Genomic DNA, 22880 nt, shown 5'->3' on the forward strand with positions numbered 1-22880 from the left:
ATATGATGAATCTGGGAATTTCTAAGTAATACCGAAAACGTTTTACACAATAGGCAAGGGCAAGGCCCAGCACTTCGCACTTATTCCTCGTTTGTATCCGTAGCCGTTCCTTTAATTGATGATTGGGTTCTGGCCTGTTTGTAAGCAGAAGGGGATTCCCCTACATATTTCTTGAACTTACCGTGGAAGTAGTCCACATTGGCATACCCCACTCTCGCCGCAACCTGATGGACCTTTAGTCCTTCGTCCAGCAATTCTTTGGCCTTTTCCATACGAACCTTGTCCAGAAATGCATTGAAATACTCTCCAGTATGATTCTTGAACAACTTACCCAAGTAACTACTGTTGTAGTTAAACACTTCTGCCAGTACTTCGAGCTTGAGATTCTCGCCAGGGTTACGCTGGATAAATTCAATCATCTGTTTCAATACAGTATCCTTGCTTCCCCCACCCATACGTTGAATAAGTCGATTAAAATGTTCCGCTGCTATAACTTTGAGATCAGACATCGTAAATTGATGATAGACTTCATTAATCAGAACCGAATGTTCCTGCATAATGGAGTGCATATGTTGATTCGTCGCTGCAAGTTTGTTGAACGCCAGGGAAAATACCTGTGAGAACGCCGTCTTGATCGCTTGCTCTGTTCGGTGATATGGAACCAGGCGCTCTTCCATCTCACCCAGCACCCGCATAACGGACTCACTACTGCGGATGTCTAGCGCATAATACAGCTTGTCCGCGAGTTCGTCCTCAACTGGCTCATGTGCTCCGTCTCCAGCTTCAACTTCTGGTTTAACAACGCTTTCGCCTTCGCTACCTTCAGTCCACAGAATGATACGTTGCTCCGTGAACAAGAAGCGTTCCCCGAGTAATCGATTCGCCTGCGTGTATGACCGCGCAATTTCAGAAGTGGAATGTACAGGTTCTCCCGCAGCACCGTACATGTGAACCTCCCATTCTCCCAGCAATCCTTCCAGCTCATCATACAGATTTCTTGCAGATGACTCGGATGTGATTGTTTCCTTACTTAACAACCCCAGACCTGAATGGAACGAGAATACAATGCCTCGGTCTTTATGGTCAAATGCTTCTATCAGTTTGCGTTTCATAACACTTCCCCGTTGCAGGTCGGGGGCTACATGCAGCTCAAGCAGCACAATCTGATAGTGAGGCCAGTGCAGTCCCAGGCTATCTTCTTCCATGCTACCCGCACCCTCCAGACTGTCAAAGAGCAAAGCCTCGATCTGATGCTCCCGATAGACGGTATCTTCACCAGCATGACGTGCAATTGTCTCCCGTTCACGGGTCAGGATTGTAGCAATACGCTCCAGTTCACCAATAATCTCTTCTTCATCCACCGGTTTGAGCAGATAACCATCCACACCAAAACTGATGGCTTTTTTGGCATAATCAAAATCCGCATAACCACTTAATATCAAAAAGTGCGAATCCGGATGACTCCGGCGCACTTCTTCAATCACATCCAGCCCGGTCATACCGGGCATACGAATATCAATAATCGTCAGATCAGGCTCCAATTCCTCAAACCGGGAGATGGCCTCACGCCCGCTGGCAGCTGTAGCAATGACCTGGAATCCGTATTTTTCCCACTCGATAATGGTTGTCAGTCCCTCACGTATGCTCGGTTCGTCATCCACCAAAAACACTTTATACATGTTGGTCCCCTCCTGCTGGCAAAGTGAAAGAAACCTCTGTTCCTTCCCCATATACACTCTTAATCTGTAATCCATATGGCTCGCCGTACGTCAATGTTAAGCGCTGATGTACATTACGCATGCCGATCCGACTCTTCTCCTGTTCCTCCGGTCCACAGATAAACTGCATCACCTCAGCCAGTCGTTCTGGCGTTATGCCTGCACCATTGTCATCCACACGGATCTGCACAATGTTCTCTACTAAACGAATACTTATATCAACACGAACTGTCCCCTCTTTGTTCTCCAGACCATGCACAATCGCATTCTCAACCAAAGGTTGAATAATCAAAGGCGGAATGTACATCTTCTCCACCTCTGGATCGATATGAATCTGAAATGCAAGGCGGTCGCCGTAACGAAATTTCTGAATTTCCAAATAGGAACGTACCATTTCAAGTTCAGCCCGGAAGGTTGTTTTTCCACTGCCAATCTCCAGACTCTTGCGCATTAGCTTGCCCAACAGCCTGACGATGTTGGCAATCTCTGCTTCTCCCTTAATATGCGCTTTCATCCGAATGGACTCCAGTGCATTAAACAAGAAATGGGGATTGATCTGGCTCGCCATCATTTTCAGTTTAATCTCTTTTTGCGCGATTTCCAATTGATTGTTCTGTTCGGTCGCTTCTACCACCTGCGTCATGAGTTCATTGATACTTTTCACCATATAGTTGAACTGTCGTGACAATTGCCCAATCTCATCGTTTCCATCAATCCGCGAAGTCACGTTCAGGTCTCCTAATGCAAGCTTGTTGAGGTGTTTACTCAGCCGGAGCAATCGGTTCGACGTGAGGAACGAGATGATATATACGAATAATAGGGCGATCACGAGCACAAGTATAATGAAAATCATGCCGATCATGCTGACGGTGTTGGCGTCTTTGACGATATTTTTGGTGGCAAAAACCGAAATCACCTTCAGGCTGTTCATACTCGATCCAGGGCCCAGCTCATCAATAACAATATTAGATGGTTCCCCCCGGAAATCACCCTCTATGGTGCCTTTCGCCTGATTCTGCAGATCGACGCCAAAATCAAGCTCATCCAGCGTTTTTCCTACCAGTTCGGTATTCTTGGCTGCAACCACATACCCCTGCTCGTCCGTAATCATCGTCTCAAACTGTTCCTGACGCAACAATCCATTCAGCTCATCCTGATTGATCACAATCATCAACACGCCCTCTGTCCGATACTCGGCAAAAGGTACTTTGCGCACCAGGCTGAGCTTGTGTACAGGATTATCTTCCTTGTCCGGAATGTAGAACCACCCGATGCTGGTTGTTTTCAGTGCCTGCTGGTACCAGTAGCTCTCTTCCGTCTGCTTGTCTACCGGGATGAATTCGAGGTTGTTGATCAATGTTGGGTTAGTTGAGTAAAAACGAATGCCGGCTATCTCACGGTACAAACGCCTGTACTCCTGAAAGTCTTTGTATGCAAGATACGCTGAAGTTAACTCCACAACACTCTTGTACCGTTTATTCACGATCTCCTTGAGATCCGCATTAAACATTAAAAGATTGGATATATCGGTTGGTACACGCAGCATGGTTGCCGTCTGGCTCTTGATTTTGTCCACATTGATGATCGTCTGTCCTATCGCATTGTCCAAGGCTTGCTGGCGAAAATAACTGGTCACAGCAAGACCAACAATCAGGACCGGAATCATGACAACCAGTACATAGGAAATGAGCAATTTATGCTTTAATTTGAGATTATTAGTGGTTCGTATCAGCCTTTTCAACATGTCTGCACCTTCCGTCATCTGTATAAGCGCTTACATATAAACAGCAGGATCAGGATGTTCTGTCCTCAGAATTAATCATACCACATAACCGCCAGAATTCGGATTGTCATTGCAATGGGTCTATATTGCCAGGCAACAAGCCAGCCTAACCTCTAGTAGAAGAGGCCGCCATTAACATGGCGACCGGGCTTACCGAATTATTTTCTACTGACAGAAGTTTAGTGACTCCTAGATGGGCGAAATCCATATCCTTTGGCTCATGGGCATCTGGAACCTTGTTCAACATCCAGCCTGACTTTACTTACGAACTGTTGATAGGTTAGAAAAGCAAAAAAAGGCACTCCCACGATTGGAAGTGCCTGCTTAGTATAGAATCTGCTCATGTGCTAGCTATTAAGGACGAGGTGTACTTACCCCATTCAGGATCAGTTTTGGATGAATATCGGCGCTCAGCGAAGCGGAAACTGCACAATATTTTTCCTCAGCCATCTGAATGGCTTTCCAGATGCGATAATCCGGGATATCCCCATCGACTTTGAAGATCAGATCAATGGATGTGAAGCCTTTGGGCATCTCTTCACTGCGTGTGCCTTGCGCTTCAATCTCAATCGAATCAATTTTGTCCAGAAAAGCGTCCAGAATCATGGTAATATCGATTCCCATACAGCCGCCGAGACCCGCCAGCAACAATTCCATTGGGGTAGCTCCCTTGCTGTCACCACCATAAGCAGCAGTGGCATCCATGCCAACGGCATAGCCAGAGGGTCCTTCGGAAGTAAACGCACGTTTGCCTTTCCATACGGTTGTTACATTCATGATGTTATCCTTCTTTCTCACAATAGTTTACGATTTGCAGAAATCCGTTCCGGGTACGGCTCGTTCTTCCGATCGCTGTTGTCTCCAAATATTTTTGATTTATATTCACAAAGGACAATATTCGGAGACAAAGGCGAGCGCTACGCTTCTTCAGAATCGATTCCGTCCCCTTCACTCAGCAGCTTATCGCTATAATCGATCGTATCAATCAGTATAAATTGTAGTAATGTAATTAGAATTCAGTAATTTGTTGCAAGAAACGGCGAGTGCGTTCTTGCTTCGGCTGTTCAAAGAACTCCTGTGGACTTGCTTCTTCCACAATCGATCCGTCCGCCATAAAGACGATTTTGTTCGCCACATTACGGGCAAACTTCAATTCATGCGTCACAACCAGCATCGTCATACCTTCCTCTGCAAGCTCCTTCATGACGGAAAGCACCTCTCCGACCAGTTCAGGATCAAGAGCTGAAGTTGGCTCATCAAACAGCATCACTTCTGGCTCCATCGCAAGTGCACGTGCAATGGCGACCCGCTGCTGTTGTCCACCGGACAATCGGGATGGATACGCATCCTGCTTGTCCGACAAGCCGACCCGATCCAGCAGAATCCGGCCGCGTTCAGCCGCTTCGTCACGCTTGATTTTTTTTACCGTAACAAGACCTTCCATCACATTACCCAGCACTGTCTTGTGCGGATACAGATTGAATTGCTGGAATACCATGCCGGTCTGGCGACGAATCTCCAATACCCTGGCACGCTGGACTCGCAGCGGATCTGCGCTGTTAACCACAATGCCGTTGACTTCAATCTGTCCTCCGGACAGCTCTTCCAGTCCATTCAGGCAGCGCAGTAAGGTACTTTTGCCTGAACCACTCGGTCCGAGCAATACAACAATATCTTTGGCATCGACATGCAGATCGATGTTCGTAAGTACTTCATTTTGCTGAAATCGTTTGGTAAGTCCGGTTGTTGTAATCATCGGTTCTCTCCTCCCATCAGTAAGCCCGGGCCAACCGGCGCTCCACTTGTTCCAGAATGGCCGAGAAGCCGATACTCATGATCCAGTAGATCACACCAATCGCCAGATAAAAAGGCATATTCAATGCATATTGGGATACCAGCAGCTGTGCTGAACGCAACAACTCGGTAACACCGATGGCCGCCACAAGTGATGTTTCCTTCAACATGCCAATAAAGGTGTTCCCCATCGGCGGAATCGCAATGCGGACAGCCTGCGGGAAGATAATCCGTCTCATCGCTTGAGCCGGGGTCATTCCCGTTGCATATGCAGCTTCCGTCTGTCCTTTTGGTACAGCCTGAATGGCTCCACGGAACGTCTCCGACAGAAACGCACCTGCATTCAGACTCAGTCCCAGACATGCTGCGGTGAGTGATCCCAAGGTCACTCCATAATCGACCAATCCGTAATAAATAACGAATAATTGCACCAGCAGCGGGGTTCCCCGCATGATGGATACATAGAACCTTGCGATCAACCTAAGCCACATCGGTCCCTTCAGACGAGCAATCGCAACAAGCACCCCGATGATGAACGCAAAAAACATGGAGATCACAGTTACATACAGCGTATAATAAGCCCCCTTCAGAAAGAAGGGGATATTCTCAAATACCAGTTCCATGGGTCAAATCTTCCCTTCGCCTTGCAGGTTCGTTATTGCGCAGGCTCTTCACCAAACCATTTTTTGAAAATGGTATTGTACGTGCCATCATCTTTCATGCCTTTGAGAGCATCATTCAGTGCTGCTACGAATTCCGGATTGTCTTTACGAACAGCAATACCTGCCTGGTCACTCTTAATCGGTTCACCTACAGCTTTAATATTCAATCCGTTGGCATCCACAATCGGTTTCAGCGCATACATGTTGTTGATTGTTGCGTCAATCCGCCCAGCATTCAGATCTTTGAGTGAAGAGATGACATCGTCATAGGTTTTGATCGTGAAGTCTCCCACCTTCGGCAACACTTCATTACGCAGATATGATTCATCATTTGTACCCAGACCTACGCCAATCGTTTTTCCTTTGAAGTCTTCCAGCTTGGTAATATCGTTATTGTCTTCTTTTACAATAATTTTAACTTGGTTCGTAATATACGGATCACTGAAATCCAGTACTTTCTTACGATCATCGGTAATCGTCATCTGGCTGATAATGGCATCAAGCTTCTTCGCTTGCAGACTTGGTGTCAGACCGGAGAACTCCTGGGATACAAATTCAACTTCAACCCCAAGACGCTTCGCAACTTCACGTGCAATATCAGCATCGTAACCGTCCATTTCTTTCTTATCGTTCAGGAAGTTGTACGGTGCGTATGTGCCCATCATGCCCACTTTGATAACGCCAGCCGACTTGATCTGCTCCAGTTCATTACTTGCCTGTGCACCATTCGTGCTTCCACCATCTGTTGCCTTACTTCCACAAGCACTAAGTACCAGCACGGTCATCAGCAGAATTGCTGTCAAAGACCAGCCTTTACGAGTTTTCGATCCATATGTGTTGTTCATTACGTTAACTTCCTCTCAGTCGTGTATTAATCTGGATGCACATTGGGTTACTTTATTGTGACTAAACCGCAGTTGTACCCATTATTCCCTGCTATTTGTTTAATCATGTGAATCTTATGTGCCTAGCAGTCCGTAAAACTCAAAGCTTGCTGCCTCAACTGCCAGCGATGAAGCTGTCATGCCTGAGAATTTGCTGTGCAACTCATCGGAACCGAACAACCAGCGTGATATCATGCCTTCAATCATGCTTACCAGTAGTGCTGCTCGAAGCGGTACATCCATGCCCTGAGGCAACATACCGAGCTCGATGGCTCGTTCCATATTGTGACGAAACGCAGTTTCGACAGCATTACGTGTCTCCTCAACCAGGCGTTGTACGGATTCTTCCGTCACGATGCCTTTGAGCAACAGTTCCATAAAATAGCGATTCTGCGCGGCAAACAAGAACAAGTCAGTGAACAGCCTTTCCGATGCTTTCACCATATCTTCTACCGATCCTGCATCCTTGCGGTACCCTTGTCCGATCGCCTCAAGCAACTCCTCCTTGCCCGTTAAGACAATCTCCGAAGCAATGGCTTCTTTACTCTTGAAGTGCCAGTAGAACGTCCCTTGCGCCACACCAGCCTCGCGGACGATATCGGAAATTTTCGTCTGATGGTAGCCTTGGGTTGCAAAACGCTCCATCGCTATGCGTATTATTTGGTCCCGGCGTTCTTCACCGGGTTCCAAACCGTTGATTTTGGTCATTCATGTAACCCTCCCGATTGATCAGTCAGTCAGTTAATTTATATCCTATGGGATAACTAGGTTTTTGTCAATATAGTTTTAAACAAATGGTTACAAGCAGAAGTTGAAGTTGAGTGCATTTGTGATCATAATAGGTGATAGCCTTGTTCAAATGAACAGGCATGGTCAAGCAGGACAGCCTGTGCTGTCACCTGCATTTCAAGGAGGAAGAGAATTGGATATTATATCATCCATTATTATGGGCATCATCGAAGGTTTGACAGAATTTTTGCCCGTATCCTCCACTGGACATATGATCCTGACTGCCCATTTGCTCGGTTTATCAGAGGACAACGAGTCAGTCAAAACGTTTGAGGTGGTTGTTCAACTCGGAGCTGTACTTGCTGTTGTAGTACTGTACTGGAACAAATTCATTGATATGTTCCGCTTTACCGGAGGGAGCAGACCCTACTCCCGCCGCCTCAATCTGGGACATATCTTCCTGGCGATGGTTCCTGCCGTAGTCATCGGACTTGTATTCCGCGACTGGATCAAAGCACATTTGTTTGGTCCGGAAACAGTGCTGTACAGCCTCGTTATAGGTGGTATATTGATGATCGTGGCCGAACGCTGGAGCCGTAAGAGTGAACGGATTACTACCCATGATGTTGATGATATCTCTTACAAACAGGCATTCACGGTGGGTATATTCCAGATATTGGCATTGTGGCCAGGATTCTCCCGTTCCGGGTCCACGATCTCAGGCGGTCTCTTTGCTGGGGTAAGCCGTGTAGCCGCTGCGGAGTTCACATTCCTTGTGTCTGTGCCAATTATGATTGGTGCTACAGGATATGACCTGTACAAAAGTATCGATCATCTGAACGGCAGTGATTTCCCAATCTTTGCGATTGGATTCATCGCTGCTTTCATCGTCGCCATGCTTGCGATCAAGACGTTCCTGTCCATTTTGAAAAAATTGAGCCTGACCGTCTTTGCTGTGTATCGCTTTGTCTTGGCAGCCGTGTTCTTTATTATTTTGATGTAAGCATTACAACTCAAGCAAATAGAACGGCAAAATCAATGGCGGCCTCACGTTCCCTTGGGAAGCGAGGCCGCCATATTTTATATTCTGAGCTACGTTTCTTTTGCTTCACGATTCTGTTCCTGCTTCAGAGACAGGAATATCTGTAATTAGAAGAAGTTTGACCCTTCATTGCTTCCTTCTTTGCTCGGTTGGATCATGGGTGATGCCGATTAGGTTTACTATGTATCATGGACATCCATATTTATGTTCACTTCTGAAATGCAGGCTGGCTAGTACCACTTTTTCACTTGAATGTTCCGGTGTTTCTTTCGACTCTTTAATCTCTCACGCAGATTATATCTATTCTCCTTTTGTTCCTGAAGCAATTGCTTCACTCCGATCATCAACAATCGATATCTCCGGTCATCATTGTGACTTAATTGGTGCATTTCCTCAAAAATTTCATTCTTCATATGGATCTTGTTCACTCCAAATATTCAGTTTGTTCTCACAGTATACATGGGAGCACTGAACAAATTCTAAACAAGCGTTGTTTCTCAACTTGAGTTATTCGAATGCACATTTGAATGCACATCATACGTGCTGGAATGAAGCAGAAAAACCCCTTCCTGTCTAGGACAAGAAGAGGTCTCCTTAGCTAAGTTAATTAAACAAACTGCTGATGCCTTCGTACGCTTAAACTTTGGATTCAAGCGTCTCCAGATACTCGGAGATTTGAGCAGGTGTTTTAGCCCATTTGCTATGCAGATGTGCGATTTTCTTGCCGTTCTGGAAGACGAGCAGGCTTGGAATGCCGCGTACACCATTCTCTTCGGCAAAAGGCTGGAACTTTTCTGCATCCAGAGCATAGAAGGTTTTGTCCGTATGTTGGTCGATAACATCCCCGATAAAACGATCCAGGTTTTTGCAATCCGGACACCAGGTTGTATCAAATTTAATGACAGTAAAACCATCAGAGTTAATTGTATCCAAATACTGCTGTTCACTTTGAATTCTTTCCATATGTCTTCTCTCCCTTATATGTTCCTTTTTTGGCTGATCTTCATTGTACCTCGTATAGTTACAATTGAAAATAGGCTGGATCGAGTTAACGATGCTGCTTGTACAGATTAGCGGGACTGAGTTCTCGTATTTCCTGAATTTCAGCAGTGGTGAGTTCAGGCGAATTCGAAGCAGCAATATTGTGCAGCAACTGTTCTCTTGAACTGGCACCAGGGACAACTGCTGCTACGGCAGGATGGGATAACGCGTAGCGAATAGCCGTCTGAGCCATACTGCGTTGGTCTGTAACAAGACGACTTAGCCCTTGCCGAATGGTATATAGTTGCTCTGGTGTGTAGTCCAGATAACCTTTGTCTGCCTTGGCAGATCCGGAATCGGCAAGCACACCGCTAGCTACGGGCCCACGGGCAATTACGCTGATCCCCTTTTGTTCCAATAAAGGCAACACTCCTTCTTCCGCTCTGCGGTCAGCAATGCTGTACTGGTTCATCACACTGACGATGGATGCCCTCTTTACATACTCCCGAATCACATTGGGACGAATGGAGGAAATTCCGTAATATCGGATAAGTCCTTCCTTCTTCAGTTCCTCAAACGCTTCGATCGTCTCTTCGATGGGGTCGTCCAAGGTCCCGCCATGCAGCTGATACAAATCGATGTAATCGGTCTGCAGACGCTTCAGACTTTCATGTACAGCCTGCTTAATGTAGGCTTTGGACGGGTCCCAAGACCAGCTCTCTTTACCCGGCAGACGACGATTACCTACTTTGGTCGCCACAATGACTTGGTCCCGACGCCCTTTAATAGCTTGCCCTACAATTTCCTCATTACGCCCTGCGTCGTACAGATCGGCAGTATCCAGCAGATTGACCCCATGATCCAGAGCCTCATGAATCAGGCCCATAGCATGATCCATTTCAGTTCCAAGTGACATACATCCCAGCCCAATCTCAGACACCATCAGTTCGGATGTACCCAGACGATTTTTCTTCATATTGCATCTCCCTCCATACGTTCTGCAAGTATCCATTGTATCATTCTTGCTGGCAAAAATCGCTTTACACTCAAAAGCAAAGGATTGCTTTTGATTGCACAAAAAAACCTGGAACGACTTCATCTCCAGGTTTCTCATGATCATCATTTTAATTCAACGATAAACGAACTATCGCAATCTATTTCACTTCCACGCGTGGTCTGGTTTTACTTGTTCCATTGGACGACGAATTGGAGTTTTTCATCATACCCGAGACAGTGCTAAACAGCTTATCTCTTGCTTGTTTGTTCCTCATCAGATAAGTCACACCTGCGCCGATAGCCGTCATGATAATTCCTCTTCTTTTAGACATGTGCTTCTCCTCCTTCAGGATAAATGTACATCGTGTCTTGTTTGACAATTACCCTGTGGGAGCAAACACGAAACGAAGTGCAGGCTTGATCGCAGAAAAAAAGATGACCTTCGAATTAAAATTCAGAGGCCATCTTTCACTTGCTCTGTTGAGGCATAAACGTTCACACCCGTTTAATCAGATGGCGTTGCCACATGGGTCATTTCTTCATGTTTGTAGGTCGAACCATCGGCGGTCAGATAAAAGTGTCCGATGGGATGCAGATCTTCATCCAATTCGTAGACAAGCGGAATGCCTGTCGGGATATTAAGCGCCATCACGTCTGCTTCGGACAATTGGTCCAGATGCATGACGAGTGAACGGAGCGTGTTACCATGCGCAGAGATCAGCACTCTTTTGCCAGCAGACACCATCGGTTTAATCTCCGCATTCCAGTACTCCAGTACACGCTTCGAGGTATCCATCAGGTTCTCCGTAAACGGGATGGTGCATCCGAGCCGCTTGTACTTGTCCAGATCCTGCACATATCGGGCATCAGTTTCGTCCAGTGCCGGGGGAGATACATTCACGGATCGTCTCCATTCCTTTACTTGGTCTTCCCCATACTTCAGAGCCGTCTGCTGTTTGTTCAGTCCTTGCAGCGCACCATAATGGCGTTCATTCAGCTTCCAAGTCTTCGTAATGGGAATCCACATGAGGTCCATTTCATCCAGGGCAATATCGAGAGTTCGGATAGAACGTTTCAGCACGGATGCATAGGCGTAATCAAAATCAAATCCCTGTTCCTTCATGATCTTCCCTGCTTTACGAGCTTCTCCGTAACCATCCGTCGTCAGATCCACATCTGTCCATCCGGTAAAACGATTCTCTACATTCCACATGCTCTGTCCATGGCGAATCAATACAACTCTGTACATAAACGTGAACCCTCCTTCCATGGAAACATTACCCGCAAGTCAAACTAATTAGCACAGTGAAACGTTCATTACATTAATAATATGGTGCCATCATGAGATATACTACAACACCTGTAGAACTGACGTACAGCCAGATTGGCATAGTCCAACGTGCAATTTTGCGGTGTTTCTTCAATTGATTCGTCCAACCCCACACAAGTGTGAATAATGCCAATGGAACAATCAGGGCTGCCAGTATACTATGGGTAATCAAAATAAAGAAATAGATCGAACGAATGATGCCCTCGCCGCCGTATTTGGACGTCTCTGGTGAGAGGTAATGAAACGTCAGATAGGTCACAAGGAATAACAGTGTTGTTGAGAATGCAGCAAGAATAAATCGTTTGTGCAGCTTCACATTCCGCTTGATAATAGCAATAAGCGCTGCGAGCAGGAAGATGAAGGTAAAGCTGTTAAACACGGCATTAAACCGCGGCAACACCGTAATATCAAAAGTTACATCACCTTTGTAACCAATCGACGGTGCGAAGAACAATAATAAAATAATGACATTAGCGAGAATGGAAATCGTGATAATGATACCTGCGAAATTTTTATTACTCGTCGGGGATGGAATGTTCGGCTCCCCTTTGTTATTTTTGCCCAATGCAAAATCCTCCTCATATCCTAACTTCTATGTTCTATATCATTATATCTCGGCAATTCCGGACTGTTAAGTGACAACACTCTGAACAAAAAACTTAGTACTACATGATAAAATGCCCCTTTACGGCCATTTTCAATCAAATCCAAACCAGCTCCCATTTACCCAAGTCCATATTTGTGGTATAATTAATGCAATTAATCACATACGCGTTGAAACTGGAGGAGCCTGTCACCAAGGGCCCCTCTTTGTCTTTTTCAGGCACAGAACGGCACTTTTCCTAATGCCTTTCTGTGTCTTTTTGTCTTTTTTGAAGCTGAGAATGGATCGCCCTTGGGCTGGTTAACCTATAAACGCCACTACTGGAGAGGAGTACACCTATGGAATTTATTTTGGTTCTTGCACTTATTTTGATCTTTACCAAACTTGCTGGTGATCTATCCGTAAGATTGGGTCAGCCATCCGTTTTGGGAAAATTAATTGTAGGTGTCGTCCTCGGGCCTGCACTGCTCGGTTGGGTTCAGCAAAGTGATTTCGTTCATTATATGGCCGAGATCGGGGTACTACTGTTAATGTTCATTGCCGGATTGGAAACTGATCTGGAGCAATTAAAGAAAAACTGGAAGGCGGCCTTTGCCGTAGCGGTCGGCGGTATTATTTTGCCTTTTATCGGAGGATACGGCTCGGCCATAGCCTTTGGTATGTCGACAACGCATGCTCTGTTCTTTGGACTTTTATTCTGTGCCACTTCCGTCAGTATTTCGGTTCAGACACTGAAAGATATGGATCAACTCAGCTCTCGTGAGGGTACAACAATCCTTGGCGCAGCTGTTGTTGATGATGTCCTGGTCGTTGTCATTCTTGCCGTTATGATGAGCTTGTTAGGTACAGGTGGAGGAGACACTTCGATCTCTTTGCTTATTGGTAAGAAGCTGTTGTTCTTTGTGATCATCATCGCTGCCAGCTGGTTCCTTGTTCCACGCATCATGAAGTGGATGGCACCACTGAAGGTAACGGAGACCGTCATTACTGCGGGACTGATCATTTGTTTCGGATTTTCCTACTTCGCAGAGTGGATGGGTGTGGCTGGAATCATTGGTGCTTTTGCCGCTGGTATCGCCATCTCTCAAACCAACTTCAAACATGAAGTTGAAACCAAACTGGAACCGATCGCCTACGGAATTTTTGTTCCAGTGTTCTTTGTAAGTATTGGCTTAAATGTCACCTTTGATGGCGTGGGTTCACAAATTTGGTTTATTGTTGTTATCAGTCTCATTGCCATTGCAACTAAACTTCTTGGCGGGGGAGCCGGTGCACGTCTTACCGGATTTGATCGTATATCGTCTCTTGCCATTGGCTCAGGAATGATTTCAAGAGGTGAGGTTGCACTGATTATCGCTTCAACCGGGCTTGCTTCCGGATTACTTGATCCGGAATACTTCACGAGTGTCGTGATCATGGTCATTGTGACTACACTGGTCACTCCACCACTCCTCAAAATCACCTTTGCACGCAAAAAAGGAGAAAAACAAGTCGAAAGAGGAATTGAAGAATCTCATTTAAGTGGGTAACTGTTTGAAAGGTATTGAAATTATTCGGTATTTAAAGCTATACTTGCTTTAGAAATGTAATATATCGGTCGTGAAGCACACGCCGCTTTGATCCATTTTCCCCTTCAACGCGAAGGTTGGAAATGGTCGGAGCGGCTTTTTGTATTTTTACATGACGACCTGAAGCCCTGTTCACGTTCGTTCTATTTTATTTTTTAGAGGAGATGAAGACGATGAGCATTGATTTTGATGAGGCTTACGAAGTTTGGATGCACTCCCTTTTGGAGGAGGAAACGAACCCCAGAGTGCTGTCCAGACTAGAAAATGGACTTAAACATGGCACATTGGAATTTTTGCGTTCAGTCTGGTTTCCGGTGATGAAAAACTTTAACCATTTGCAACCCGAATGGGAAGTTCGAGACTTTCATAACGGCTATCGGTATCTGGATCTTGCATACATGCCAGGTAACGGCGTTAAGGGAGGTATTGAAATCCAAGGATACGGGCCACATGCCCGTGATCTGGATGTACGGCATTTTAAAGATTTATGCTGGCAGCATTGTCTGCTAACGCCGGAGAATTACTCGGAGAAACAGCTCTGAGCTTGAATTTTCTTGAAACTTCTTGCGGGCTAGCCTACAGCTCCAAGGGTAAGTTACTTGTAGTCGATTAAATTACTTAGAATGAGGTCTCCGACCATATATAGAAAAACAAAAAAAGACCACCTTACACTCAAGAGGTCTTCCATCCTTGCCCGTTACTGCAACAGGCTGTCCCATTTTAAGTTAACACGCCAACATAAAAACCAATGGAGATAAAGACAACACACCAGACGAATGCACCAATGCTGGATACAACTACGTACCTGCCAATCGCCATGCGGCTAATCCCGGAGAAACAGCACATCAGATGACGAATGCCTGGAATGAAGTAACCCAGAATGATGGACCAATACCCATATTTGATGAACCACGACTCCACCCTGCTGAATCGTTTGGCATTAACGCCGACCCACTTGCCGTATTTTTCAACCAGCGGCCTGCCCGCTTTCTTGCCAATCATGTAGCTAAGCAGCCCTCCGGTAAATGCGCCACCGAAACTGACGGCGATGGATACGGAGTAATTCAATACCGAGATAGAGGCGAGATAACCGACAAAAGTCATCATCACCTCATCCGGAATCGGCATGCCAATAACACCAAGAGCCAGAAGTCCGTATATTGCGAAATAACCATATTGACCAATAAATTCTTTTGCAAATTCCATACTGACTCGCTCCTTATTTCGGTTCCACAATATCCTTCTCATGTGAGGCTAACACTTGTTTTAGAGACGGGAATCGGATTTGGCTCACCATGAGACCGGATAATACAATAATGACAAGATAGGCTACACCATGTGTGAAATAAGGACTCCAGAGTGCGAAAAAGGACATCAGACCTCCGGCAAATGTAATCGGCATCCCGACAAAACCACTGCTTGCTGTCTTCTGACAGTTATAACGGGCTAGACGCAAAGCACCACAAACCGGAAACAATGCAGTCAGTGCCATCCCCAGCACACTCACTTCAAGCATGGAATTCAGATACAGAATCAGCACAGGTGCTGTTCCGAATGAAACTACATCCGCAAGTGAGTCCAGGGACTTGCCGAACTCACCCTCACAATGCAATTTACGAGCCGCATACCCGTCAAACAGATCAAAGAACATCGCTACCCATATCATCATCACAGCCAGGGCAAATTCACCATGAATAGCCATAATGACTGCCAGCATGCCTGAACTCAGATTCCCCAAGGTTAAAATCGATGGTAAAGACTTCATAAGATTTGACTCCCTTTCGTACTAGGCTTTAGGAAAAATAATATAAAAACGGACTCCATCCGGTGTGTTCTCCACTCCATAACTGCACCCATGCAGATCAAGAATCTGCTTCGCAATGGCCAGACCAAGCCCGGTCCCCCCCATTTTACGATTACGTGAGCGCTCTACCCGATAGAACCTCTCCCATATATACTGCCGCTCAGCTTCAGCTATCTGCTCGCCCTTGTTCTCAATGGAAATATGGACAAAACCTTCACGCCTGCTAATCTCAATAGTTATATCGGTATGTGGTATCGCATGACGTATAGCATTCATCATGATATTGAAAATAACTTGCTCCAGCTTGCTTCGGTCACCCTCAACCGTCTGTTCTGTTGTGGATACAAGCACCACATCCAATCCTTTGTCCTTCAGTTGCGGACCCAGACGGCCGGCGATATCTTCAATCATGTCAGCCAGTGCAACAGCATCCGTATTCAATTGAACCGCTGAGGATTCAAGTCGCACCAGATCCAGCATTTCTTCAACCATCGTTTCCATTTTGATCGCCTCATCGGCAATGATCTCAATGTAACGCTCCCGTTTGCTCTCACTCACGCCATCCTTCAGCCCTTCAGAATATCCCTTAATAATGCTGATTGGTGTCTTAAGTTCATGTGATGCATCGGCAAAAAACTTGCGCTGACGCTGTTCAATCTCCTGCTTCATTTCCATATCTGTACGCATCTGCGTGTTGGCCTGCCTCAGTTCTTCCAGTGTCTGACCCAAAGTTCCCGACAAGGCATTGAGGCTGTTAGACAGACTGCCGATTTCATCATTACGCCGGATGGGTGATTTCACCGTGAAATCCAGCGTAGACATTTTCTTGGCGACATGGTTCAAGGCCAAGAGCGGCTTCGTTACAATTCGGGACAGGAGTAACGCCAGCAACAGAATCAATATAAATGCCCCTATGCCGAAATACGCATAGAACAATCGTGTTGCCTCATTCGCTTCCCTCATCTCCTGTAGAGAGGTGAGCGAGAAGATCAGTTGTTGCTCAGGTCCGGAACGATGCACTGGAGCAATGGTGATGACATTGCGAACACCGCTCCAGCTATCCATCCATTCTTCATTGAGCATTTTGCCATTCGCCAAGGCCAGTTGGTCTTCGGTGGACAAAGGGAACCGGCTATCCAGTGCTTGCACCAGCAGGCCCTGCCTCTGACTCCACGTTGCCAGATTGGGAAGAACAACCTCGGTCAATACGCCTGACCATTCCTTTACCGGTTCAATTGATTCCTGAAAGCTTTCTGTTCCCCATGCGGCAGAAGTGGCATCCTGGATTTTGAATGGATAGACCATGGACTCGCTGGCCGGACCTTTCACCGTCAGTTCTTGCCCATATTTCAGATGGGATGTAATCCAGCCAGCATTCTCACTATTGATAAACAAGGACAAGGACACCTTCACGTGACTTCCATCTTCTTGAAGCAACGTAATGTGGAACGGGTCATTAACCAGTCTTCCGGTATTCGTCAAAATGACCAGATGTGACTGATTCTGACGCATGAATTTCCCGGTCTCCTTGGCTAGCTGTAAATCACTCCAATGTCCATTGGAATATTGCTGTTCGAACTTGGACAGCTTTTTCTTCATACTGCTGACCTTTTGATGCTGATAGAAGTCGGGGAACCAGACCAACTGGGCAAAAACCGTCGTACCATATAGAAGAACCAGACATCCTGCCATGACCAGAAAAAGCTTCATCGTTACGCCATTTCTTCTCATGCTTCTGCCTCGAAACGATATCCAGTGCCAATCACCGTCCGGATACACTTGGCTTCATCACCCAATTTGCTGCGCAACTTCTTGATGTGAGTATCCACAACACGTGAGTCCCCTTCAAAATCAAATCCCCAGATCCGATTCAAAATGGCATCCCGGGACAACACAATGCCTGCATTACGTGCCAAATAAAGCAACAGATCATATTCCTTTGGTGCAAGTTCCACTTCAATTCCGTCCTTCTCCAGGCGTCTGGCCCATGGATCAAGGGTTACCTGACCAAAGCGAATCACACCCTGCTCTCGTCCAAATGCACCTTCAACACGCTTCATTAATGTCTCTGCACGTGCAACCAGCACACGTGGACTAAACGGCTTGGTAACGTAATCGTCTACGCCCAGCTGAAATCCATGAATTTTATCGTCATCCTCGGACCGTGCAGTCAGCATGATAATAGGTACGGTGGATTGGGATCGAATATGCCCACATAACGTCCATCCATCCATTTCAGGCATCAAAACATCCAGAATAACCAGATCCACCTCATGCAGAGCCAACAGTTCCAGTGCCTGTACTCCATGTTCTGCTTCTATGACGTTCCATTGTTCTTTTATGAAATAATCGGCCACAATCTCACGAATGCGGCTTTCATCTTCCACCAGAAGCACTGTTCTGATCATGGCCGACTCTCCTTTTTAGATTTCTGATGTTAACATACCTATTCCATGTGTCGTTCATGTGTCCATACATTGTTTTGGAATGCTCCCATGATATATACGATTAATATAAGCCAAAAGTTACTAATTTTTATAAAAATTCGCATAAAAAAGAAGCCATCAACGAGCAAGCTCCTGCTCATTGACAGCTACTTGAATGAAATCGAAGTGTGTTATCCAGAATTGATGGGCTACTGTACGCTCCCTGGCAACACTTAGCGTTGTTGCTCCAGACGGTGTGCCACATGCAGTGTCGGACCAACAAAACGGTTCAGCGGGAATCCGCCGGCAATCGCTTTGGTCACAAAGGCTTTACCTTCACGAACAGCCTCTTTCACTGAAAGACCACGAGCCAATCCAGCGGTAATCGCCGCAGACGTCGTGCAGCCCGCACCATGCGTATATCCGGAGCCGACAACATCGGCTTCAAACCATTCGTAGTTGGTTCCATCATAGAGTAGATCCATTGCTTTACCCGGGCTAATGACACCTCTGTCCTTGATCAGGACATGTTTCGAGCCATGGGCATGAATTGCTGCTGCCGCTGCTTCCATCTGTTCCTTGGAGCGAATCGGTCCACTCTTCGCCAGTTGGGATGCTTCGAACAGATTAGGGGTAACCAAATCAGCACCTGGCAACAGGAATTCGATCATCGCTTCCGTATTTTCCGGTTGCAGTACTTCGTCTGTACCTTTGCAGACCATTACCGGATCGATAACGATCTGTGGCAAACCGCTGCGGCGAATATGTTTTGCTACCAGTTCAATAATATCTACAGAACCGAGCATACCTGTCTTCATGGCATCGAAACCGATACCGTCCAGAACAGTGCGAAGCTGCGCTTCAACTACATTTAATTCAACAGGAAAGACCTGGTGATCCCATGTTTCGGGCTCCATTGCCACAACCGTAGTCAGTACGGTCATGCCATACACACCCAGCTCCTGAAAAGTTTTCAAATCAGCTTGAATACCTGCACCGCCGCTCGTGTCCGAACCAGCTATTGTTAATGTTTTTGGAATCGTCATGGTAGTTGCATTCTCCTTCGTGTCTCAGTTGACATTATCCTATCCCTTGTACGAGCGGATGTCAATGGCATCTGAAGCCATACAGAGCATGGTTTTCCGAATGATTCAGTTCACATCTTTTGTCTCCAGACGAACCATGGACATCGAAGCAATCCATATCCCTATTGCTCCAAGGGTCAGAGGGATAATAATAAGCGAATGAATGGAAACTTCCGACCCGTTGAATCCGGAGCAGACAATCAAAACCAACAAAATGGACGAGACCATTGTAGTTGTAACAGAATGCTTACGCATACCGAAGAATAGGGGAATGAGTGCCATACACGCAGCCGATAAAGAACTCATACTGTACTTCGCCAGAAGTCCCAATTTATCCTGATTCGTCAATGATCCAGGAATGAAGGAGTAGAAATGATTAACAACTAACAGCAGTGAACCCATCAACAGATCGGTAACCATAATCATCACAAATGTAAAACCAAACACGATAATCAATTTGGCAGCAATGATTTTATGACGCTGGATGGGATAGGTGAACATGACGTTCATCGTTTTATTTCTATACTCACTGATCACCAGCTTGGATAATAAAGCTCCTGCAAATATGATAAAGGTCGCTCTCACAAACGTATCGATAATCATAAAGGCGGTCTCGTAATCGGCATAGGCATAATCTTCTGCTCCCACATCCACGAATCCAATCATGATCAGGAAAAGAAGAATGGCTATACTGGCAATACCTGCACCTGCAAAATTACGTGCAAAACGGTGCTTCCGCATCTCAAGTCTGATGAGTTTAAGCAACGTCTTCATCCCCTTTCACAAGCTTCATGAAGTGTTCTTCCAGGGAATGAGCCCGTTTGGATATCGATTCGATCTCAATGCCGTGTTGGATCAGCTTGGTGTTCAGTTCCGATGGAATGATTCCCGGATCATAGATGCGTAACGTTTGGTCATCAACCAGTTTATAATTACTCAAACCAAGCTGGTGTTCAATGACATAGGTCGCTTTGCGGATATCCACCGCCTGTAACTCAATGTACTCATTTTGACTTCCACGAATGCTCTCCATCGATACTTCTTCCACCAAACGACCGCCGCGAATGACACCAACTGTGTCCGCAATCTGCTCGATCTCGCCAAGAATGTGACTGGAGACCAACAGGGTAATGCGATACTCATTGCTAAGGCGTTTGAACAAATCTCGCATCTCCCGGATCCCTACAGGATCCAATCCGTTGATCGGTTCATCCAGAATGAGCAGTTCAGGTGTGGTTATGAGTGCACGAGCCAGTCCGAGCCTCTGCTTCATGCCCAAGGAGAAGTCCTTGACCGGTTTCTTGCCTGTATCCTTCAGCCCTACCGTTTCCATCGTATTGTCGATAATCTTTTTGTTGTGAAACCCCATGTATTCACAGTGAAGTTCCAGATTCTCGCGAGCAGACAGTCTATCGTAGAAAAAAGGATATTCAATAATGCTGCCCATTCGCTTCAGCACTTCATAGGAGGTCGGCGTAAGCTTCTCCCCAAACAGTTCTATCTCCCCTGTGGTTGGTTTGACGAGATTGGTGAGCATCTTCATGATGGTTGTTTTACCTGCACCATTCGGACCGAGGAATCCATAGATCTCACCTTGCTTAATATTCATATTGACGTTGGATACAACCTCCACCCCTTCATATACTTTGGTCACATCTATTGTTCGTGCGATATAATTCATCGTCCTTGTTCTCCTTTACGTCCCCTGTCCGGGTTCCTATATCTATATTGTAAAGAGAAAAGTCTTCTTTTTTATTAATCAAATCTTACAAAAACCTTAAGTCTGACCGGACACGCCTACGCAGGGTCTACCAAGCCTTTAAGGTAACCGAGAATACAGTCCGTTGATGTGGCACACTATGCAAGTGAATACTTCCACCCATCCGCTCAACTAGCCGTTTCGTAATGGTCAGACCCAGGCCGCTGCCTTGATAGAGTCGATTGCGGGAATCCTCCAGTGTATACATGCGTTCAAACACACGACTATGCTCGCTCTCCGGAATTCCTTTTCCCTGGTCCCAGATCTGTAACGTCACAGGTGCACCTATCGAATGATCCAGTGAAAGCCCCAGTACCTTACCCTCTGCTCCATATTTCATTCCATTGGTAATGAGATTATCCAGCACACGGTCCAATGCTTCTTCATTCGCTTGCACGAAGATATCCCCATCAGGTATCTCCAGTTCGACTTGCAACCCGAGATTCGTCAACATTTCATAAAAGGAAAGCATCTTCAACCGGCATAATTCGCTTATATTCACTCGACTAAGCACCAGTTCCGTATCTCCGGATTCCAGCTTCGCCAGATCAAAAAAGGAATGGATCAGACGCAGCACTTCCTGCGCCTTATCTTGTATTTTCTCCGTCATCATCTTCCGTTCCTGATCGGTCAATGATGGGCTGTGCAGTAAGGTCTCACTATAACCCAGCACAACGGTGAGTGGCGTTTTCAGATCATGCGAAATGTTGGAGAGCATATTACGCATCTCCTTCTCCTGGTTAGCATAACCGGCCTTAGCACGGTGCGCATGATCCAGCAGCTGGTTCATGTCTTTCAAAAGCTGACTGACTTGGTCATCACTATTGAATACAAGTAAACGCTCAAAGGTGCCTTGATCCAGAATAGCGGATATTTTCTGATGAATATAGGACAGGTGTTGGGTGCGTTTCTGCAATCTCATCCACAATCCAATGACGGCAATGGCCAAAATAGCTGTTGTACTGGCAAAAATCAGTGTCATCCCTGCTCCGCCTCCAGCTTATACCCGATACCCCAGAGTGTCTTGATATACTGGGGAGCCGAAGGGTCTTCCTCCAGTTTCTCACGCAGACGACGCATATGTACGTTAATGATATTTTCGTCTCCATAATAATGATCGTTCCAGACGGAAGCGTAGATCTGAGCCTTGGTGAACACTTTGCCAGGATGGGTAACCAACAGCTTCAGGATGCCAAATTCCTTGGATGTCAGCTTGACGGGTGTACCTTCACGTTCCACCTCGTACGTCTCTATGTCAACTACGAGTCCTCCAATGTGAATACGCTGATCTTTAGCCATTTCAGCCACAGGCGGAGTGGTATAATTGGCGCGGCGAATCGCAGCTTTGATTCGGGCAGTCAGTTCGATTAACGAGAACGGTTTGCTCAAGTAATCATCTGCACCGAACCCCAGACCTAATGCTTTGTCCACCTCCCCATCCTTCGCAGACAGAATGAGCACAGGTACCAGACTGACTGCCCGAATGGTTTGCAGCACATCCATCCCACTTTTGCGGGGCAGCATCAGATCCAGAATAACCAGATCATACCCGGGTTGTGACTGGCTGAACTGATGTTCTGCCTCTAAGCCGTCATATGCATAAGTGACGTCGTAGCCCTCTTTTTCCAAGTATGGCCCGACCATCTCACTAATTGATCGATCATCTTCAACAAGCAACAAGCGGTGACTTAACACATGTTTCCCTCCAACATGAA

24 protein-coding genes and 1 pseudogene are annotated in these 22880 nt (G+C 46.2%); 3 read left to right on the forward strand and 22 right to left on the reverse strand.

Annotated elements, in window-relative coordinates; all coding sequences use genetic code 11:
• Window positions 1–80: 80 nt before the first annotated feature.
• From AC6CIF_RS14780 to AC6CIF_RS14810, 7 genes are all read right to left on the reverse strand, one after another.
• The gene (locus AC6CIF_RS14780; RefSeq protein ID WP_498200206.1) at window positions 81–1679 is read right to left on the reverse strand and encodes a response regulator; all 1599 of its coding nucleotides are present in this window, start codon (window positions 1677–1679) and stop codon (window positions 81–83) included.
• Window positions 1672–3462: a sensor histidine kinase gene (locus tag AC6CIF_RS14785; protein WP_498200207.1), complete on the reverse strand. Its 1791-nt coding sequence runs from the start codon at window positions 3460–3462 to the stop codon at window positions 1672–1674. The genes AC6CIF_RS14780 and AC6CIF_RS14785 overlap by 8 nt, the downstream gene beginning before the upstream one ends.
• Window positions 3463–3855: 393 nt before the next feature.
• Complete coding sequence (locus AC6CIF_RS14790; protein WP_498200209.1) at window positions 3856–4278, reverse strand: OsmC family protein; 423 nt, start codon at window positions 4276–4278, stop codon at window positions 3856–3858.
• Between the two features lie 232 nt (window positions 4279–4510).
• The gene (locus tag AC6CIF_RS14795; protein WP_076212787.1) at window positions 4511–5257 is read right to left on the reverse strand and encodes an amino acid ABC transporter ATP-binding protein; all 747 of its coding nucleotides are present in this window, start codon (window positions 5255–5257) and stop codon (window positions 4511–4513) included.
• Window positions 5258–5273: 16 nt separating this feature from the next.
• Window positions 5274–5918, reverse strand: a complete 645-nt coding sequence (locus tag AC6CIF_RS14800; RefSeq protein WP_017692207.1) for an amino acid ABC transporter permease — start codon at window positions 5916–5918, stop codon at window positions 5274–5276.
• Between the two features lie 32 nt (window positions 5919–5950).
• Window positions 5951–6802, reverse strand: coding sequence for a substrate-binding periplasmic protein (locus AC6CIF_RS14805; protein WP_498200211.1), 852 nt, complete (start codon window positions 6800–6802; stop codon window positions 5951–5953).
• A gap of 114 nt (window positions 6803–6916) precedes the next feature.
• Complete coding sequence (locus tag AC6CIF_RS14810; protein ID WP_498200213.1) at window positions 6917–7549, reverse strand: TetR/AcrR family transcriptional regulator; 633 nt, start codon at window positions 7547–7549, stop codon at window positions 6917–6919.
• 238 nt (window positions 7550–7787) lie between these two features.
• On the opposite strand from AC6CIF_RS14810, the gene AC6CIF_RS14815 reads away from it, so the two are divergent.
• The gene (locus tag AC6CIF_RS14815) at window positions 7788–8573 is read left to right on the forward strand and encodes an undecaprenyl-diphosphate phosphatase (RefSeq protein WP_256704276.1); all 786 of its coding nucleotides are present in this window, start codon (window positions 7788–7790) and stop codon (window positions 8571–8573) included.
• Window positions 8574–8842: 269 nt separating this feature from the next.
• On the opposite strand, the gene AC6CIF_RS14820 is transcribed toward AC6CIF_RS14815, so the two are convergent.
• From AC6CIF_RS14820 to AC6CIF_RS14845, 6 genes are all read right to left on the reverse strand, one after another.
• Window positions 8843–9025: a hypothetical protein gene (locus tag AC6CIF_RS14820; protein WP_076212808.1), complete on the reverse strand. Its 183-nt coding sequence runs from the start codon at window positions 9023–9025 to the stop codon at window positions 8843–8845.
• Window positions 9026–9248: 223 nt separating this feature from the next.
• Window positions 9249–9575 carry a thioredoxin family protein gene (locus AC6CIF_RS14825; RefSeq protein ID WP_017692202.1) on the reverse strand — a complete coding sequence of 109 codons (327 nt, stop codon included), beginning with the start codon at window positions 9573–9575 and terminating at the stop codon, window positions 9249–9251.
• Window positions 9576–9660: 85 nt separating this feature from the next.
• Complete coding sequence (locus AC6CIF_RS14830) at window positions 9661–10569, reverse strand: aldo/keto reductase (RefSeq protein WP_498200214.1); 909 nt, start codon at window positions 10567–10569, stop codon at window positions 9661–9663.
• Window positions 10570–10747: 178 nt separating this feature from the next.
• Window positions 10748–10921, reverse strand: coding sequence for a hypothetical protein (locus AC6CIF_RS14835; protein WP_179088546.1), 174 nt, complete (start codon window positions 10919–10921; stop codon window positions 10748–10750).
• Between the two features lie 173 nt (window positions 10922–11094).
• Window positions 11095–11838 (reverse strand): 2,3-diphosphoglycerate-dependent phosphoglycerate mutase, encoded by a 744-nt coding sequence (gpmA, locus tag AC6CIF_RS14840; RefSeq protein ID WP_498200215.1) that lies wholly within the window; start codon window positions 11836–11838, stop codon window positions 11095–11097.
• A gap of 73 nt (window positions 11839–11911) precedes the next feature.
• Window positions 11912–12484 (reverse strand): DUF420 domain-containing protein, encoded by a 573-nt coding sequence (locus tag AC6CIF_RS14845; protein ID WP_017692198.1) that lies wholly within the window; start codon window positions 12482–12484, stop codon window positions 11912–11914.
• Window positions 12485–12861: 377 nt separating this feature from the next.
• On the opposite strand from AC6CIF_RS14845, the gene AC6CIF_RS14850 reads away from it, so the two are divergent.
• Together AC6CIF_RS14850 and AC6CIF_RS14855 are read left to right on the forward strand one after the other, a co-directional pair.
• Window positions 12862–14052, forward strand: a complete 1191-nt coding sequence (locus tag AC6CIF_RS14850; protein ID WP_076212818.1) for a cation:proton antiporter — start codon at window positions 12862–12864, stop codon at window positions 14050–14052.
• A 212-nt stretch (window positions 14053–14264) separates the two neighbouring features.
• Window positions 14265–14615 (forward strand): annotated as a pseudogene (locus tag AC6CIF_RS14855) (transcriptional regulator); the annotation flags it as partial.
• Window positions 14616–14811: 196 nt separating this feature from the next.
• Here the strand turns inward: AC6CIF_RS14855 and AC6CIF_RS14860 are convergent.
• From AC6CIF_RS14860 to AC6CIF_RS14900, 9 genes are all read right to left on the reverse strand, one after another.
• Window positions 14812–15297, reverse strand: a complete 486-nt coding sequence (locus AC6CIF_RS14860; protein ID WP_076212821.1) for a DedA family protein — start codon at window positions 15295–15297, stop codon at window positions 14812–14814.
• A 13-nt stretch (window positions 15298–15310) separates the two neighbouring features.
• Window positions 15311–15856 carry a CDP-diacylglycerol--serine O-phosphatidyltransferase gene (gene pssA / locus AC6CIF_RS14865; RefSeq protein WP_237178207.1) on the reverse strand — a complete coding sequence of 182 codons (546 nt, stop codon included), beginning with the start codon at window positions 15854–15856 and terminating at the stop codon, window positions 15311–15313.
• A gap of 21 nt (window positions 15857–15877) precedes the next feature.
• Entirely contained in the window at window positions 15878–17626 is a 1749-nt protein-coding gene (locus tag AC6CIF_RS14870) for a sensor histidine kinase (protein ID WP_076212826.1), read from the reverse strand.
• Window positions 17623–18303, reverse strand: a complete 681-nt coding sequence (locus AC6CIF_RS14875) for a response regulator transcription factor (protein ID WP_076212829.1) — start codon at window positions 18301–18303, stop codon at window positions 17623–17625. Before AC6CIF_RS14875 ends, AC6CIF_RS14870 begins: the two co-directional genes overlap by 4 nt.
• A 251-nt stretch (window positions 18304–18554) precedes the next feature.
• Window positions 18555–19367, reverse strand: a complete 813-nt coding sequence (gene thiD, locus AC6CIF_RS14880; protein ID WP_017692191.1) for a bifunctional hydroxymethylpyrimidine kinase/phosphomethylpyrimidine kinase — start codon at window positions 19365–19367, stop codon at window positions 18555–18557.
• A gap of 105 nt (window positions 19368–19472) precedes the next feature.
• Complete coding sequence (locus AC6CIF_RS14885; protein WP_498200220.1) at window positions 19473–20171, reverse strand: ABC transporter permease; 699 nt, start codon at window positions 20169–20171, stop codon at window positions 19473–19475.
• Window positions 20164–21087, reverse strand: coding sequence for an ABC transporter ATP-binding protein (locus AC6CIF_RS14890; protein WP_498200222.1), 924 nt, complete (start codon window positions 21085–21087; stop codon window positions 20164–20166). Before AC6CIF_RS14890 ends, AC6CIF_RS14885 begins: the two co-directional genes overlap by 8 nt.
• A gap of 127 nt (window positions 21088–21214) precedes the next feature.
• Window positions 21215–22147, reverse strand: a complete 933-nt coding sequence (locus AC6CIF_RS14895; RefSeq protein ID WP_498200224.1) for a sensor histidine kinase — start codon at window positions 22145–22147, stop codon at window positions 21215–21217.
• Window positions 22144–22860: a response regulator transcription factor gene (locus AC6CIF_RS14900; RefSeq protein WP_498200226.1), complete on the reverse strand. Its 717-nt coding sequence runs from the start codon at window positions 22858–22860 to the stop codon at window positions 22144–22146. The genes AC6CIF_RS14895 and AC6CIF_RS14900 overlap by 4 nt, the downstream gene beginning before the upstream one ends.
• Window positions 22861–22880: the final 20 nt, after the last annotated feature.

Source organism: Paenibacillus sp. GQ49 (genome assembly GCF_059759055.1).